This window comes from Blautia sp. LMAG:36 (genome assembly GCF_008680535.1).
GTDB lineage: Bacteria > Bacillota > Clostridia > Lachnospirales > Lachnospiraceae > Blautia_A > Blautia_A fusiformis.
In genome coordinates this window covers 140,131-157,895 of sequence record NZ_NALB01000010.1, presented here as the reverse complement: position 1 = coordinate 157,895, position 17,765 = coordinate 140,131, and the positions used below count along the sequence as shown (strand labels likewise).

General features: G+C 36.2%; 16 protein-coding genes. All 16 read right to left on the bottom strand.

The annotated features are described in order from the left end of the window. Window positions 1-81: 81 nt before the first annotated feature. Complete coding sequence (locus tag CCC17_RS13200; protein ID WP_227573995.1) at window positions 82-579, bottom strand: hypothetical protein; 498 nt, start codon at window positions 577-579, stop codon at window positions 82-84. 3 nt (window positions 580-582) lie between these two features. Next, window positions 583-1,098, bottom strand: a complete 516-nt coding sequence (locus CCC17_RS13195) for a GNAT family N-acetyltransferase (RefSeq protein WP_227573994.1) — start codon at window positions 1,096-1,098, stop codon at window positions 583-585. A gap of 15 nt (window positions 1,099-1,113) precedes the next feature. After that, complete coding sequence (gene gloA2 / locus CCC17_RS13190) at window positions 1,114-1,497, bottom strand: SMU1112c/YaeR family gloxylase I-like metalloprotein (protein WP_227573993.1); 384 nt, start codon at window positions 1,495-1,497, stop codon at window positions 1,114-1,116. A 190-nt stretch (window positions 1,498-1,687) separates the two neighbouring features. After that, a complete protein-coding gene (gene glmS / locus CCC17_RS13185; RefSeq protein ID WP_227573992.1) occupies window positions 1,688-3,556 on the bottom strand; it encodes a glutamine--fructose-6-phosphate transaminase (isomerizing) in 1,869 nt (622 codons plus the stop codon). Between the two features lie 132 nt (window positions 3,557-3,688). Beyond that, window positions 3,689-4,804 (bottom strand): UDP-galactopyranose mutase, encoded by a 1,116-nt coding sequence (gene glf / locus CCC17_RS13180; RefSeq protein WP_330577343.1) that lies wholly within the window; start codon window positions 4,802-4,804, stop codon window positions 3,689-3,691. Between the two features lie 175 nt (window positions 4,805-4,979). Further along, the gene (locus CCC17_RS13175) at window positions 4,980-6,452 is read right to left on the bottom strand and encodes an APC family permease (protein WP_227573990.1); all 1,473 of its coding nucleotides are present in this window, start codon (window positions 6,450-6,452) and stop codon (window positions 4,980-4,982) included. A gap of 3 nt (window positions 6,453-6,455) precedes the next feature. Further along, window positions 6,456-8,225 carry a phosphotransferase gene (locus tag CCC17_RS13170; RefSeq protein WP_227573989.1) on the bottom strand — a complete coding sequence of 590 codons (1,770 nt, stop codon included), beginning with the start codon at window positions 8,223-8,225 and terminating at the stop codon, window positions 6,456-6,458. A gap of 293 nt (window positions 8,226-8,518) precedes the next feature. Continuing rightward, window positions 8,519-9,595, bottom strand: coding sequence for an NAD/NADP-dependent octopine/nopaline dehydrogenase family protein (locus tag CCC17_RS13165; RefSeq protein WP_227573988.1), 1,077 nt, complete (start codon window positions 9,593-9,595; stop codon window positions 8,519-8,521). An 11-nt stretch (window positions 9,596-9,606) separates the two neighbouring features. After that, window positions 9,607-10,494 (bottom strand): sugar phosphate nucleotidyltransferase, encoded by an 888-nt coding sequence (locus tag CCC17_RS13160; protein ID WP_227573987.1) that lies wholly within the window; start codon window positions 10,492-10,494, stop codon window positions 9,607-9,609. Between the two features lie 19 nt (window positions 10,495-10,513). After that, window positions 10,514-11,431, bottom strand: a complete 918-nt coding sequence (locus CCC17_RS13155) for a LicD family protein (protein WP_227573986.1) — start codon at window positions 11,429-11,431, stop codon at window positions 10,514-10,516. Window positions 11,432-11,492: 61 nt separating this feature from the next. After that, window positions 11,493-12,947 carry a flippase gene (locus CCC17_RS13150; protein WP_227573985.1) on the bottom strand — a complete coding sequence of 485 codons (1,455 nt, stop codon included), beginning with the start codon at window positions 12,945-12,947 and terminating at the stop codon, window positions 11,493-11,495. Window positions 12,948-13,046: 99 nt separating this feature from the next. After that, window positions 13,047-14,243 carry a hypothetical protein gene (locus CCC17_RS13145; RefSeq protein ID WP_227573984.1) on the bottom strand — a complete coding sequence of 399 codons (1,197 nt, stop codon included), beginning with the start codon at window positions 14,241-14,243 and terminating at the stop codon, window positions 13,047-13,049. 53 nt (window positions 14,244-14,296) lie between these two features. Continuing rightward, window positions 14,297-15,301, bottom strand: a complete 1,005-nt coding sequence (locus CCC17_RS13140; RefSeq protein WP_227573983.1) for a glycosyltransferase — start codon at window positions 15,299-15,301, stop codon at window positions 14,297-14,299. A gap of 19 nt (window positions 15,302-15,320) precedes the next feature. Then, a complete protein-coding gene (locus tag CCC17_RS13135) occupies window positions 15,321-16,346 on the bottom strand; it encodes a glycosyltransferase family 2 protein (protein WP_227573982.1) in 1,026 nt (341 codons plus the stop codon). A gap of 8 nt (window positions 16,347-16,354) precedes the next feature. After that, window positions 16,355-17,269, bottom strand: coding sequence for a glycosyltransferase (locus CCC17_RS13130; RefSeq protein ID WP_227573981.1), 915 nt, complete (start codon window positions 17,267-17,269; stop codon window positions 16,355-16,357). Next, on the bottom strand, window positions 17,259-17,759 hold the full coding sequence (locus tag CCC17_RS13125; RefSeq protein WP_227573980.1) for a glycosyltransferase: 501 nt from the start codon (window positions 17,757-17,759) through the stop codon (window positions 17,259-17,261). Before CCC17_RS13125 ends, CCC17_RS13130 begins: the two co-directional genes overlap by 11 nt. Window positions 17,760-17,765: the final 6 nt, after the last annotated feature.

Genomic DNA, 17,765 nt, shown 5'->3' with positions numbered 1-17,765 from the left:
TTGATGGCTGTTTTACTTTGTGCAACATATGCAAATCCCACTCGAACAGTACGCTCTTTCCCGGTTCTGTCAACCATTATTTCATTTTGATCTCGCTGTTATACGAACATCTGCTGATCCTTCTTCTGTTGTGGCATTCCTCCACCGCTTCATCGCTCTGTACCTCCGCTGCCGCTCGGCTCCAACACTGATCTTATCTGCCGGTGCTGTACCTGGAAAATACACACCCTTTTTGTACGGAAGATATGAAGTAACAGAGGACCTGGACAGGCCAAGAGCATTTGCAGTTGAAAGGACAGCAGCTTTATGATCCTGTGTTTTTCTGAAATCATCAAAGGTCACCTGCACCTTCTCCGCCATATCCGATACATACACACCGGCCGTGATAAGCAGCTTCCGAATCTTGATTGGATTCAGCCCCAGCTCATCTGCAATGGCCTGCAAAGACATCCCCTCTTCATAAAGCACAACAGACGGATTCATCAGTTCCTTAAGGATCTTCCCGGCATCATACTCCGGCTTAGATTTCCTGCGGCCACCTCCGGGCCTTCTTGGTTTATACGCTCTTTTCTCACCCATAGATCACAAAACCAGCTCATACATTTTGAAGGTCATCTCACCAACCACCTTATAAAAAAGTGTCTTTGTCTGGATGTACCGAAAACCCAGTTTCTGATACAGACCTTCCGCTGCTGTATTGTTCTCGATCACATCAAGCCTCAGCGCTTTCTTTCCGGCTTTTCTTTCCGATTCCACAATGTGCTCCATCAAATTCCGGGCCAGACCCTTACCACGCTGCTCCGGATGCACTGCCAGAACATGAACGATTATAACCTCATCCGAATCGATCTGCCACGGCACATCTGCGTAGCCATCCACCTTTTCATCATTAACTATCGCACAGGCCGCAATCTCGCTGCCATCTGCCAGCACATACAGTTCCTCCTTACCAATACTGTTACGCAGCATTTCATCAGAAGGATGGATACCCTTCTTCCAATGTGGAAACGATGGATCACCCTGCTCCTGATCGATCAGCTCCCAGTACAGAGATTTTATGTTGTCAAAATCATCTTTTACTGCCTTACGAAATATCATTTGCTCCATCTCCTCTTACTCATGCAGCTCCAGCGGCAGTCCGTCCGGGTCATGAAAAAACGTCATCTTCTTGCCGGTAAAATCATCCACACGGATCGGCTCACATTCGATCCCGACCTCCGCCAGCTCTTTCACCGTCTGCTCCACACTCTCCACGCAGAAAGCAAGATGACGCAGGCCACAAGCCTCCGGACGGCTCACCCGCTTCGGTGGGTTTGGTTCTGCAAAAATCTCCAGCTCCGTGTGCTCATCCACACGCAGATCCAACTTCCAGTCCCTGCGCTCCGCACGGTAGTTTTCTCTGATAACGGAGAAGCCAAGCTTGTTTACGTAGAAATCCTTTGCGGATTCGTAGTTGGATACGATGATGGCGATGTGGTGTATTTTTGATAGGTTCATTTTTTTGTACTCCTTTTTAGTTTGTCTTATTTTCGTTATAAACTATATAGCGGTATTTAAAATATACCGTGTGTGCTTTGGCTCTGAAGGAGCATGTGTTTCACACACGGCATTATTTTTATTTCAGTTTTTCACACATGTTTTAGTATATCATAAATCTGCAAATAAACCAGCCTTGTACACGTATTTTTTACTCCACTGTAACACTCTTTGCAAGATTTCTCGGCTTATCGACATCCAGACCCTTAGCAACAGAAACATAATAACCCAGAAGCTGCAGAGGAATCACTGCCAGACTGCCCACAAAGTGCTCATCTACCTTCGGTACATACACAGTGAAGTTCACCTGATCCTCAATCTCGTATTTACCATATGTAGTCAGCCCCATCAGGTAGGATCCGCGGCTCTTGCACTCTAACATATTGCTTACAGTCTTCTCATACAGTCCGCTCTGAGTCAATACACCAATGACCAACGTTCCCTGCTCGATCAGACTGATCGTACCATGTTTCAGCTCACCTGCTGCGTATGCTTCAGAATGGATATAGCTGATTTCCTTCAACTTCAAACTGCCCTCCAGACAAACTGCATAGTCAATACCACGGCCTACAAAGAATACATCATGGGCATTGGCATACTTTGCAGCAAACCACTGGATACGTTCTTTATCTTCCAGGACCTTCTGCATCTTTTCCGGAATAGTCTGCAGCTCAGAGATATAGTAACCATACTGCTCATCTGTGATCTTTCCTCTGACTTTTGCAAACTGAACAGACAGACAGTACATAGCCACAAGCTGTGCGCTGTATGCCTTGGTCGTAGCAACAGAGATCTCCGGACCAGCAAGTGTGTAGAACACCTTATCTGCTTCACGGGCAATACTGCTGCCAACCACATTGACGATCGCCATCGTGGCGATACCCTTTTCCTTTGCAAGCCGCAATGCTGCCAGTGTATCTGCTGTTTCACCAGACTGGCTGACAACGATCACCAGGGCTTTCTGATTAACTGGCATTTTGCGATAGCGAAACTCAGACGCAAGTTCCACACGTACCGGGATATCTGCCATATCTTCCAGTACATATTGAGCAGCCATACCAACATGCCATGCAGAACCGCAGGCAACAATATAAATCTGCTCAAAGTTCTTAATCTCGTCCTCATTGATCTCCACGCTGGACAGATCAATGGCACCATTCCTGATCACGGAATTAAGGGTATCCTGGACAGCCTTCGGCTGCTCGTGGATTTCTTTCATCATGAAATGTTCAAAGCCGCCCTTTTCAGCAGCCTCAGCATCCCACTTGATTTCTGTAGTCTGCTTCTCAATCTCGTCACCGTTCAGATCATAAAAATGAGCCTCGCCCGGTGTCAGCTTTGCAAACTCAAGATTACCGATATAATATACATTTCTCGTATATTTCAGGATTGCCGGGACATCGGAAGCCACATAGGTCTCGCCATCTGCAATACCAATGATCATCGGACTATCCTTACGCGCCACCCAGATCTCGCCCGGATAATCACGGAACATCAGCTCAAGAGCATAAGAACCGCGGACACGGACCATTGTCTTCGCAATGGCATCAATAGGACCAAGGTTGTACTTTTTATAATAGTAATCAACTAGCTTAATAACCACCTCTGTATCTGTCTGACTGTAAAAAGTGTAGCCGTGCTTCAGCAACTTCTCTTTCAATTCTGTGTAATTCTCAATGATGCCGTTATGTACACCAACAACCTCAGACTCCACTGCACCGGAACCTGATTTACTGCAGTTACCGGAAACATGAGGATGTGCATTGATCTGGCTGGGCTCACCATGGGTAGCCCAGCGTGTATGTCCAATACCACAGGCTCCTTTTAACGCTTTGCCTGCATCTGTTTTCTCGACCAGATTCGTCAGACGGCCCCTTGCCTTCACGACCTCTGCCAAAGCCTCTCCATCACGGACAGCCAGTCCAGCTGAGTCATATCCTCTATATTCCAGTTTCGACAGACCATCCAGCAGGATCGGTGCTGCCGGCCGTTTTCCTGTAAAACCAACGATTCCACACATAGGTTTATCCCTCCCGTTATTTAAATCTCTCGTCTAATATACGTAAGTGCCTCAAAACATGGCGCAGGGTAAAATAACAGATTTTCTGTTATGATATCTGCATCATTGTTTGAGGCACTTACGGAATATCAATTAATGTAATTCCTGGTCACAGCACTGCAATGCTGCCGCAATCACTTGATCCATATCATAATACTTATACTCACCCAGACGGCCGCCAAAAATCACCTTCTCTTCCTTTTCTGCCAGTTCCTTATATTTTCCATAAAGAGCACTATTCCTCTCATCATTTACAGGATAATAAGGTTCATCTCCTGGCTTCCACTCAGAACTGAACTCACGGCTGATCACAGTCTTCGGAAGGTCATTACCCTCCTCATCCTTTCCAAACTCAAACCATTTATGTTCGATGATCCTGGTCCACGGAGTTTCACGGTCTGTATAATTCACAGCTGCATTTCCCTGGAAATTCGGCTTGTCCAAAGTCTCTATTTCAAAACGAACAGAACGATATTCCAGAGTTCCCAGTGTATAACCAAAATACGCATCAATAGGGCCCGTATAAACCACCTTATCTGCAATGGCATCCAGTTCTTTTTTGTCCTCCAGATAATCTGTATTCAGGCGAACTTCAATTCCTTCCAGAAGATTTGCTACCAGTTTTGTATAGCCGCCTACCGGAATTCCCTGATACAGTGCATTAAAATAATTATTATCAAAAGTCAGGCGCACTGGAAGGCGCTTGATAATGAACGAAGGAAGATCCTTACAGTCACGTCCCCACTGTTTCTCCGTATAACCTTTGATCAGTTTCTCATAAATGTCACGTCCAACCAACGAAATTGCCTGCTCCTCCAGATTCTCAGGCTTTGTAATCCCCGATTCTTTCCTCTGTTCTTCAATCTTCTCAGCAGCTTCTTCCGGAGTCACAACACCCCACATTTTATTAAAGGTATACATATTAAAAGGAAGACTGTATAACTCTCCTTTATAGTTTGCAACCGGACTGTTTGTAAAACGGTTGAACTCCGCAAACTGTGTGACATAGTTCCATATTTTTTTATTATTTGTATGGAAAATATGCGCACCGTATTTATGCACATTGATTCCCTCAATTTTTTCTGTATAGACATTTCCTGCAATATTAGGCCGTTTGTCCACTACAAGAACTGTCTTTCCTAATCTTTTTGCTTCGTGAGCGAAAATCGCACCGTATAAGCCGGAGCCCACTACCAAATAATCATACATTATCATTCACTCCTCATATTTTGTAATTTTAAAGCTAAAATCATCACGATCTCACCATTGACAACTATAATAATAATCATTTTTGATTCTCAATACCTGAATTTTGCTGTTTCTTAAAAATAACATCTGGAATCATATTAATTAAAAAAGACAGAACTTGATAAAATCACAATAATCAAAACAACATCGGAATAATGTATATTCCCAAGGCAACTATCGTTACTATTATAGTAATAATCTTCCAAATATTATATTCTCTATCCATTTTTTCTTTAGTTAAAACATCTGGTTCTTCAATATCACCAATTTCTTCCTCAATTGAAAGCATCTGATGTCCCTTATTATGTGTATATACATAATAAAATACAATACATACTATTGTAATAATTCCTGCTGTAAGTAAGGCAACTTTATCAGCAAAGAGTAACATAAAGCAATATATTACAATAGTAACCAAACAGCCTAATACGCCTAAAGGAGCTTTATATGGCCTTTTCATATCCGGATAACTTTTACGAAGTCCTATATAGGATAAGCAGCCAATCATATAACATATAGCTAATGAAATCAATGAAACGGAAGCAATATAATTTATAGATCCTGTTGCGATCAAAATAAAGTTAATAAGCCCAACGCCTATTATAGCCACATACGGCGTTTTAAACTTAGGGTGAATCTTGCTAAGAAACGACGGAAGGGCTCCATCTTCTGCCATTGTATAAATATATCTAGCTGGTGCCGCGATACCTGGATTAATTGTAGATAAATCTCCGCCAAATGCGATACCAATACATAAAAGTATAATTGGAAATCCGACTAATCCAACAGCCTTTAATCCCTCAGCGTAAGGCGCATCTGCCACTGCCAAAACACCATAAAATTTCTTAGGAACAAGTCCAACAAGAAACCACTGGAATAATGCATTTAACGCAAATACTAAAAATACAGAGATCTTAAGAGCTCTGGGTAACGTATACTGCGGATATTTCGTCTCTGCTCCCATAGATACGCAAGTTTCAAATCCTGTATAGCACCACCATACAAGTCCAAAGATATACATCATCTCATTAAAAGGTGGTAGACTATTCATTGCAATACCGCCAAAATATTCTATATGTATTTTGGGAATCATGTACAAAAACCAACAAACAGAACAGCCCCAGAAAAAAAACATAAATGCTATCTGCGCCTTCCCGGATTGTTCAATTCCTCGATAATTTAATATTAAAAAAACAGCTACAAGAGCAATCGCAATTACGCGAGAATCCAGCCATGCAATGTTAAGATTAAATTGTTCCAATAGAATTTTAAAATAATTAGCAAATGCAAGTGTCTCTCCTGCACCAATTGCTACAACTGAAATGATATAATGCCATCCTGCCATATTGGCCCAAACCCTGTTTAATCCTCGTTTTGCGTAATTATATGTTCCTCCTGCACAGGGCAACGCAGCGGACATCTCTCCATAAATAAGGCATGGCCAAATTGAAATCAGCAATGCTATAAATGTAAATCCTATAATCCACGATCCCACTAAGCCAATTTGTGCTGAGCCACAAGTAAACAATCCTACCCCTACTACAGTTCCTATCGTCATGCTGATAGATTCTTTTAATCCAAGTACTCGAACCAATTTATTCTCTTTCATATATCATTCTCCTTCACAGTCTAAAATATGATCTGCATACTTTTCTGCCATATCTCGCCAATTAATAAGAGCGTCTCCCATAACTGCTCCACAGGATTCCCGATACAATGCCCATACGTACCAATAATAAGCAATAATAGCCGTATATGCCCAAAAATGATAATACCTCTTCTCAGTATAACTATCTTGTAAATATTCTTTTATGAAGCGTTCCGCTTCATCGAAATCATACATTGCGTCAACAATATAATATCCAACATCGATTCCTGGATCAGAATACCCTGAATATTCCCAGTCAATAAGTATTACATTACCGTCTGGCTTAATCATCCAGTTAGGTTTATAGGTATCACCATGACAAAAACATTTTTCGACCCCATCACCAACAGTCTTTTTATAAAGTAATTCGATCTTCCTTTTTAATTTCTCATTTTTTTCAAAACATTCCGGGGCTTTTTTTCGAAGTAGTTTTTCAATCTCCAATGAATCTTTCCATGGTTCCATCCCATAATCAACTTTAATACCCGAACCGTGAAGTTTTCTGAGTACACTTATAATTCTTTTTGAATCCTTAAACGAATTATAATCCGGTTCTCTGAATTCTGATACGAATACTGATATTTTCCATCCTTCATTAATGTCAGCATAAATGTAAGTAGGATCAATCCCTATTTCTTTTGCTTTAATCAGAGAATTTTTTTCATTTTTACGACTAATAATGCTGTCCGTCCCATCCCCGGGATGACGGTATATGTAATCCACACCATTAATTTCAAAAATAAATGATGTATTTGTCATTCCCTCACTTACATTGCGAAAATTCACGATATCTTCTTCATCGCATCTGAAAATAAGTTTAATATTACGGATAATTTCACTATGTGTATGTCCCTGATACTGGCTGTCAAACCTTCTCAAATCCTCGAAATAGTCAAATTCATAAATATTTCCTTCTTCATATTCTTTAAAATAGAATGATGGCAGATTATTCAGATTATCTTTAACCATCCATTCCCAAAAACTCCGATTATACTTTCCGACAGTCCTGTCTGCTTCCATAAGTTTAATAAAAGCGTTCGAGAAATCCTCATTCCAAAACGAATGTCCAAATAATACTTTTCCTGAATTCCTGTTTTTTTCCATCATAATGATTTTTCCATTTTCATCAGTATCAACATACATCTCATTCGTTTTTTTCTTAATACTTATCCCTGCGTTAAATGTCTGATACTCATACTGATTAAAAGGACTTTCAACAAAATAGCTATCACTTACACATATATACGTGTTTCTCAGTTTTTCTTTTGCCAGGTACAAACTTTCTATGTTATTCTTTATATTAAAAGACTCATTTATTATAAAATTAACTCCATATTTGTCCTCCAAATAATAAAACATTTCTTTTTTGTATCCAAGCACAATCGTGATGTTCTTTATTCCGGCATCTTGAAGCTGCTGAATCTGTCTTTCAATCAGCTTTTCTCCTTTTACTTCAAATAAGCCCTTAGGTTGTTCCAAAGATAAAGGAATAAAACGAGTAGATGCACCAGCTGCTAAAATCACAGCATTATTTACACGATATGGTTCCAAAGCTTCAAGCCCAGTAGCAGTGATTTTAGATCCATTTTTCGCTATCAGTCCCGCTTGTATTAAATAATTAAAAACTTCTTGTTTTTGTAATGACTTTTTAACGTCTAAATCAGAAGAACAATTAATTCGTCCAACGCTACCATTATAAAAACTATTTAATATATTGAATTCATCTTTTTTCATTAACTCTTCTTCCTCTCATGCGTTATTTTGCAAAATATCCATCTCATAACTGATTTGAGTATATTTTCTCTGCCGCTTTAATGCTCTTTGCACAAATATGGATTTTCATTGCTGCCTTCATTTTTTACATTAAGTCTTGTATAAAAGTCAGAAAAGAATCAGTTTGCTGATGATATGTTTACAAAATCAAGAAGTAATATATCTTCACCCAATTTAATCATTTCCGCAGTTATATGCTCTTCTCAACAAGGTATGAAACTGCAGCATCACTTTTATTTACATTTTCGCAACTATTAAAGTGAATAAAAATCCACAAAATCCTGATATGTATTAATTCCGTAATCTTTGAAATTATATTCCTCTCTCTCACCTACAAGATCATGATACCACTGAAGGGTTTCCTTCATATTAGGCACATCAAGATTTACATACTCCGCGATCTGTATTAAAATCACCAGCCCGTATGAAAAATCAGCGGTAAAATATCTTGAATTAAAATCAGGGATATATCCCCCTTCTACTTTTATCGTTGGACTTGTCAGTCCCTTAAATCCGGTAATTCCCGATATCTTCTTTGTCATCGCTTCTGCAGTCGGGCTTTCATAATGAACACACAATGATTTTACATAGGATAAGTTAAACGGCAACGTCTTGCATAACTGCTGAACCTCTGTATCACAGGCGATAAGAAGCTCTGACGTTTCGTTATTCCAGTTTTCATAAAAAAGGGGAACTTTCTTGTAGACAACCCCTTTTTTCCAATCTCCGTACAAATTTCTGAGCCGCGTGGTATGGAGAATAGGGTTCGAAGGAGTAAGTGTAATATTTAAATAATTAGGAAGTGGCGTTGTTTTAATACCAATAATATTTTCAATTATCTTACAGCATTCTCCCGTCTCTTTATGTGGTATCGCAGCCACAAACATTTCATCTCTATATCCAATTGCCTTTACAGTATTTCCATATTCAGTAAGGCGGGCAACACTTGGCACTCTTTGTACCCCGAAAACTGTAGCACCTTTTTTAATACATCCATAAAATGCACACTCTCCACCACCAGTGCCCGGAACAATACATATTTTCAGCCCTGGTTTAACAAAAGGCTCTATTTTCTGTGCATTCAGCCGCATCAGTGTAGCAGGCATGGTCACAAAGACCAGATCAGCATTGGAAAATGCTTCCTTCTCATCATCTGTTGCTTTCTCAATGATTCCACGATGAATAATTTCATTCTCTTCATTTACAACTGTTAAAAGTTTGTTTATTTTTTCCGGTTTTGAGCCGTAAACTACAACCTTGTGCCCATTTTCTGCACAATGAGCAGCAAATTGAGTCCCTATATTCCCTGCTCCTACTATCGTTATATTCATATCAATCATCCTTATCTATATGTTTCATCCAATTGAGCAAGTTCATAATAATTATCTATCTCCATAATATCCTGTTTATTGCATTGTCTTATCTCTACTTTATAATTTTCTTTTTTGAGAATTAAAGGAACTTCCTCCCAGAAAACGCCTTTATTGTCTTTATATATTTCAGCCCAGTCTGATCTTAGTTTCTGACAATCTTCCTTTGTCCAGTAGGAAATACCATAATAATTATAGCAATAGGTATTACCCTTTTGATATTCCGAAATATAACCATCTTTAAGTCTGAATGACCAATCATCTGTCTCCAGTGAATAGGAACCTAAAATATTAGATACATATTGATATTTTCTAAGCACCTCTGGATTTGTAATATATAGATCCGCTTCACAAAGATAACCGTTATTAATCTCTTTCGAAGCTAAGATCACTGAAGATATATTATTTTCTTTATCATACCGGTCATTATCTATAAAACGCACAAATGGATATTTTTCAAGAATTTCATTAAACCGTTCCTTTTTATATCCCCTTATTATTACAATATCTTTAATACCAACCTTCACCAGCGCATCAAGCAACGTATCTATAATTCGTTTGCCATTAACCGTTACCATGGGCTTCGGTCTGTCAGCGGTAGCAGGCATCATTCTTGCTCCAAACCCCGCTGCCATAATAACCGCCTTTTTAACTCTATAGGGTTCAAGTGCTTCTATACCTTTTGAAGTTATAGAAAGCATCTGTTTTCCCTCAATATACCCAGAAATTTTGGCTTCCTGCAAACTTTTAGATACAGTATTCCCCGAAATCTGAATCGCATCAGATATTTCTCTGATTCCATATTCCTTTTTTCCATTTTTCTCAATGAAACATAAAACTTCAAACAAATATCTGTTCACTATCTCACCTTTTCTCTTTCTATCTATTTGTATATTCTGTATATGATTTATCTGTATCAAAGAAAACGTTTCCATGTAGCGAAGTACCTATAACAAATTTCATATAATCACCATATGTCCGCGATAAAATAGCATGATAATTAACTGGTACTGGTATTTTTAAGAATTCAAAATCCATCATTTCACATTTATCAAAATCATCTTTATATCTGTAAAACTTTGTATTCAATGGAGATAATGATAAGGGACCTTTTTTTTCACAGATTATCGAATCATAGCTTACTGCCGCCTCTTCCATTTTTTTATAATAATACAGAGAACTCTTGCTTTTTAGTTTATAAAGTGGATAATATAATGTCTTTATCAACTGTTTTATTTTGCTATCTGATGATGCAAAATCACTCCAGACCAGGCTGGTTTTATAAGCTTTTTCCTTCAACATGGCAACTTTTTTCCGAAGTGCTTTTTCTTCTTCTGCATCATCCGGGATATTATCAAATGGAAATATATCTACAAATATACCTTGATTAAACTTTATATTTTTCCTGGTATCATTTGCCAATATAGCTGCCGTATCAGTTCTTCTGATCTGAACATGTCCGCGCAAAGAACCTGGATCTGTATATTCGGTCTGAAAAAAATACGGATATTTAAATTCTTTCATTCCAACCTCACACAGTTTATTATAATTTTCACGGTCCATTTCAAAATCAATATCATCATCCCATGGGATAAATCCTTTGTGCCGGACAGCTCCAAGGGTTGTTCCGCCATCACTAAAAATCTTTATATTATATTTTTCACAGACTTCTATGATTTTCGCAGTAATATCTAATTCAACCGCCCAGACCTCTTTCATCTTTGATGCTACCGTATATCCACATCTGACTTCCTCATCTAAAAATCCATCTGGCAACTCTATATTTAAATCAACCATTTTAGTATTTATTCCTCCACTCTTCCGGGCATAAAATATGCTATAGAAATATCTTCAAGTATTATTTCCTTCTTCTTATGATTTTCAAAGCATCATAAATAACATTATCTTTTAACACAATTAACATAATTCCATATAATGCCATGCCAAATATGACCTGACATGCAGAAATGCTTATACTTCCCTGATAGTTTCCACCTATAAACAATACTGCCCAAAACATCACAAAACCAGCAATCAGTTTCTTCCAAAGAACATTCAAAATTTTTTTCCAATTTATAAATCCCTTGCTCATGTGAACATAAATAGCACTGATGACACACTCTGCCACAACGCTTGCAAGCGTAGCACCATTTGCACCATATTTATAAATCAATGCCAGATTCAGCAAAAAATTGGTTACTGCTCCCGCAATAATTCCTTTGGAGCTTCTAGCACGCTGACCTGAAGGGGTTAAATATTGCGACCCCATAATATTGCTAATACAGATCACCAACGGTAATGGACTCATTAAATACAGAAGCGTAACTACCGGTTCATAACCATTTCCAAAAAACCATGGAACAAAATTCCTTGCAGCTCCCCAAATTCCAAACATAATTGGAACCGCAAGCGCAAAAATAAATTCGAAGCTTTTATTAATTTTATCCTTAATTTCTTCTGTCCGACCTTCGGCAAAAAGATACGATTGTCTGGAAACCATTACCGTATTCAAAGAAAAAAGCAGACTTTCTATCATACGGATAATTTTTGTCGCCTGCTCATAATAACCGTTTAATTCTTCAGACTTAGTAATTGCGCCAATCATTGTTTTATCTAACACAGTATAAACAGATGTTGCAACTGTAGGTATGAAGTATGCGAACGTCTGCTTTAAATGGATTTTGAATGGATGAAGCGTTTTAAACTCTACTTTCGTTAATAATTTAGGAAGATAAGTCCACATAGAAATATTACCGATCAATCCTGTGGCAGCCATAATGCCTACATACAGGAATATGTCGGTTTCTTTTTTTACAAAAAGAAACAGTAATATAATTCCTGTGATTTTGACCAAAGTATTTCGAATAACAATATATTTAAATTTTTCAAATCCTCCAAAATACCAGGATATATCAAACGCAACCGCCAAAACTGATAAAGTCAGTACACTATAAATTGCTGTATACTGTGTTGAAATAAAAATCCATGCTATCCAAACTATTAATGATACTGCTGTAGTCGTAAGTGAAAGAATTTCAATTTCCCAAAACAATTTAGAAGATGTTTCCGGATCATCACGATGCATTGCTATTTCTCGCTGTCCATAAGAAGCTGTTCCTAAAGCTGCAAATAGTGTAAAATACGTCACTATTGAATTTGTGTAACTATAAATTCCAACTCCGCTAGAACCTAACACTCTGGAAATATATGGTGCAGTGATCAATGGAGTGATTAAAGAGAGCACTTGATATATCGTATTATATATATAATTTTTTTTTATGCTGGTTTGCATCATTTTCTTATGACTTGCCATATGTTATGATTCCTTCATAAATTTCAATTTCTAAAAAATTAAAGTTTAGCTTTCAATCTGTGTTTTATAAAAACTAATCTCTAAATATTCTCAGTGTTATCAAAGTTTTATCTTGATCCGTCTTTGTTTTGTAACCACTCTATTTGGCATCCCTTCTCTTTTCTCATCCGTAATCTTATTGGATAACAATAATTTTATTCCTAAAATTAATAATGGATTCAATGCTGTATTAAACATAATATTATTAATTACTGAAAAAACACATATAGCAAAACACCAACTAATTAATTTAATATTGTTCGTTTTCATAGCATAATGAGAAAGATAAGTATACAAAAACATTATTATTGCAAATAAAATCAATCCATATCCTATGAGCATATAAACATATCCACAATCTATATAAAAATAATGATTAACAAAATTTTGATCTATATATTCTTGGTTAGACTTTATTCTCTGTCCTAACAAATTTACTCCATATTGCTCAAAACCTTGCAGATTAAATTTCAACCTGTAATTAACCATTACATTGAACGCAGATATAATTGCAGAACTCTTATATTTTAAAGATGCTAAAATTACTGATGCTGCCGCAAGCGGATACATAAACGTAGCAATACAGGTCATAAATTTATGCTGCTTATTAACGTTTATGCTTGCTAATATCAAAACAAACAACATGAAAATAATATATACATAGAATTCCAAACGTACTGTACATACTTTATATACCAAGATATGTACAGGTAAACTTAAAATCAAGAACAATCGTTCCATCTTTTTAGACCGAATAAGCCAATAAATTGCAAACGTTTCCATTAAAATAATACATGGAACATTTGAATAATATGCAAATCCCAAACAATGTGCTTTCATATTTTCATGATAATAAATATCATCCGGTATGAACCCCAACAAAGCTGGTATAATAACTATGCATAAAAAGATAGCATTATTTATCACACTACTCTTCACAATTTTACGTACATCAATATGAAGAGATGTAACAATGGATATTCCATATAACGCAAAAGTAATATCATGCATGATAATTGCTGATATAAGTATTACAACTCCAAATAGAAAAGCACTCACAAAATCAAAGATTTTATATTTATCGATGCAGAAAGACCATAAAAATATCACAGCTGATAAGTACTGTACCACTTCACATATTTGAAATCTATTAGCTCCAAACAGATATGAATTTCCAATTACCACTGCTGATAATCCCATGAGAAAATATCCTACTAAATATAAAGTTTCTTTATTAATCTTTATTAATTTTTTCATATCATCCTACTCTGATTTACCTTTTTCCAATAACTCTGATTAAAAAAAATCGACTACTTAAGCATTCCAATCTTCTTAAACAAAATTGTAGTTGGTATAAAAAAACTATAGTTAGTTTTTCTGTTAATTTTAATAAATTCCATAATTTTGCCTTTAGGTCCGTTATACAACTCTTTATTCCGTTTTTTTAACCATTCGTCAAATCTTTTAATTTCATTTATAGCTTCTTTAGGAGACATATGTAGATAAATTACATATTGATTATAAATCGCATATTTAATTCTCAATATAACAATTTCTTTCACCTTGATATTCAAATCATCCTCATGTTTTTTATAAAATGAAACCAGTCGTTCAGTTACTTTTAGATGCTGATCTCGGCGTTTAATCATATTTTCCATATTCATACTCTGTGTCTGAGAACCAAGTAAATACTGATAAACAGGATAATCTAAACATACAAAAGAATTTATATGCAAAAGTGGAAATATACAATATTCCATATCTACATAAAAACAATTTTCATCAATAATTGCCCCCATTTTCTGGATTACTTCTCTACGAAATGTAAGCGAATGCATGTATAATACAACTTTGTCCAATTCCTCCAATCCATGAACTTCTTCATAACTAACCTCATTGTCCCAAGGATTCATCTGCCTTGTTTTTGTTCTGGTATTATATTCAATCTCATCATAAGGATTTAATACCATGTCTGTATCTGTTTTCTCTAAAAATGCTACAAGTCTATTTAAATTTTCACTATTTACCCAATCATCAGAATCTAAAATTTTATAATACTTTCCGCAAGCATATTTAATACTGGTATTAATTGTTGAACCATGTCCTCCATTTTTTTTATTTATCAATCGAATGGAATTTCCATATTTTTCTACATATTTCTGGACAATCTCTGCTGTATGATCTTTTGAGCCATCATTTACTACAATAATATCCAACTGTTCAAGTACATTGGAGCGAATTAATGAATCCAAACAATTTGCAATATCTTTTTCCGCATTATATGCAGCAATACTTAAAGATAATACTTTTTCCATGTTGTAACTCCTATATTTATTAATTATTTTTATCCGTCACATTTTTTATATTTAAAAGCAAAACAATTATTATATTTAAATTATTCTTCAATAATTTTAGCAAAATATAGTGATCCTTCTGCAATTTTTTTCTCACTACATCTAAGTACTTTGTGTTTTCCTGGAACATTCCATCTTTACGAATTTTTTTCAAGTATTCTACCTGTTCTCTCATGGATTTCCAGTGATTATAGCGCGACTGTGTAATTGCCCGCCCAGCCGTTTGCAATACTTTTATAGCAAACAATTCATCAAAGTTTGGAACTTCCCACTTTCCACTCTGTTTTTCGATTTCTTCAAAGATTTTTTTAAATGTAAAATAATAATTTCCATCAAACTTACCCGTCATTCCTGACCCACAACGATAATTATAGATAGTCTCATTTAGATATACAAAGGTTTTTGCATTACTAAAAAATTCAATTGACTGCAATGTGTCTTCTCCTGTGCTGATTCGTCCAAATTGCTGATATTTTTTCTCCACATCAATGCAGTCTCGTTTAATCATTTTTCCACACACACTCACAATACTGTGGTAGCAGAGAAATTCTTTTAAAACGTCTTTTCTCTCTACAATACACTCCTTATTACTAGTAAAAATATCTTTAAATGCAATTGTTTTATTTTTTCCATCATAAATATTGTGATTATAAATGACGATATCAGGATATTTATATTTTTTTACAATCTTCTTCAACTTTACAAGTGCTTCATCCTCAAGCAAATCATCTGAATCACAATTTATAACATAATCACCTTTCGCCTGCTTAAATCCAAAACGTCGTGTCCATAAAAGGCCATGATTTGTGTTGTGATATACCATTATTAAGTTTGGATGTCTTCTCTGATATTCATCACAAAGCGATCCGCTTCTATCTGTAGACCCATCATCCACCAAAATTATTTCATAGTTTTTTTCATCATCGATTTGATAAATTATCGATTCCAGGCAATCTTCAATATATTTTTCAACGTTATATACTGGTACAACAATACTAAACAACATAATTTCCCTCACAATTTATTAAGGAGAACCTTGATATCGTATGTCAGATTCAACCCTTTATTATAAAAATTTATATATCTCTTATTCAACAAACTTTTCTTAGCTTTGAATGATTTTTTGTATCCACATACTTGCTTTGCCAATGTCGCATATTCAGGTACCATTATATTTCCATAGCCTTTTAGAAGTTCTTGCATCTGTGCTTCAACATTGTATTCGTTCAAATATTGATTCACCTGTTTAAAATACGCAGGTAAACTTCTTCCCAAACCAACTGTATTTCCTCCATGCTGTCGGTAGCTCATATGCGGTTTCGTATCAACAAATACTTTTCCATTCAAGCAAAGACACACTTTAAGAATCCATGTATCATGCATTAGCATATACTGTGGCTCATACTGAATTACTGCATTCAATAATTCTCTATTAAAAACACCTGTACATCCTGCAAAATCAGATAGAATAAATCTGGTTATCAATGTTCTTTTATCATTCAATTCATGATTTGATAAGAAATTTAGGTTTCTATCAACCAATCGTTGCCCACAATAATATAATGCCGGAATTCCTCTATTTACTGATTTCAACGATTGCACTGCAATATATAATTTATCCGTATCCCAAACATCATCTTGATCAGAAAAAGCAATATAATCCCACTCGAATTTTGCAGATTTTTTCATCAAATCAAAATAACCTTTTTGAACATTTAAATGCTCTCCTGTATACCAATTCAACTTATTGTTTTTTGAATAGCACTCAAGAATTTCTTTTGTTTTATCGTTCGAACCATCATCCCTTACAAGAATATCGACTTGAATATTTTTCTGCCGTAAAATGCTATCTAGTTGCTCCTGTAAATACTTTTCTCCATTATATGTTGCCATTATTACTAATACTTTAGCTATCATCTCATCTTCCATACATTTCACCTACCAGCTTTTCCAGTTCCTCGTTGAACTTCTCGTTATTGCTGATCATGCCATGACCCATCCCAGCAACAATCTTGTCATAGTTTGTTATAATATCTCCTAGCGTTTCAATATCTTCTACATCAATAATCGTACCCATACGTTTTGACACATTACGCGCAAACTCCACTTGGTGATCATTGACATGCTCATTGAACTGATGCTGCCGTGGCACGACAATCGGCGTCTTTCCAATCTGCAGTGGCATAATAAAACTCGCTGGTCCTCCGTGGGTAATCACAATACGAGCATCTGCCACATTTTTGACCATCTGCTGATAAGGGAGTAATTTACTCCACTGGCAACATTGGGGCCTGTATGTACTAAATCCCGTTTGAATAATCACATCATCCTGAATTGTTCCATTTTTTTTCAATTCGTCTATTTTTTTGAGCAACCGATTAAATGGTTGTTCATGTGTTCCTACCGTCACAAAAATCATCGTTTT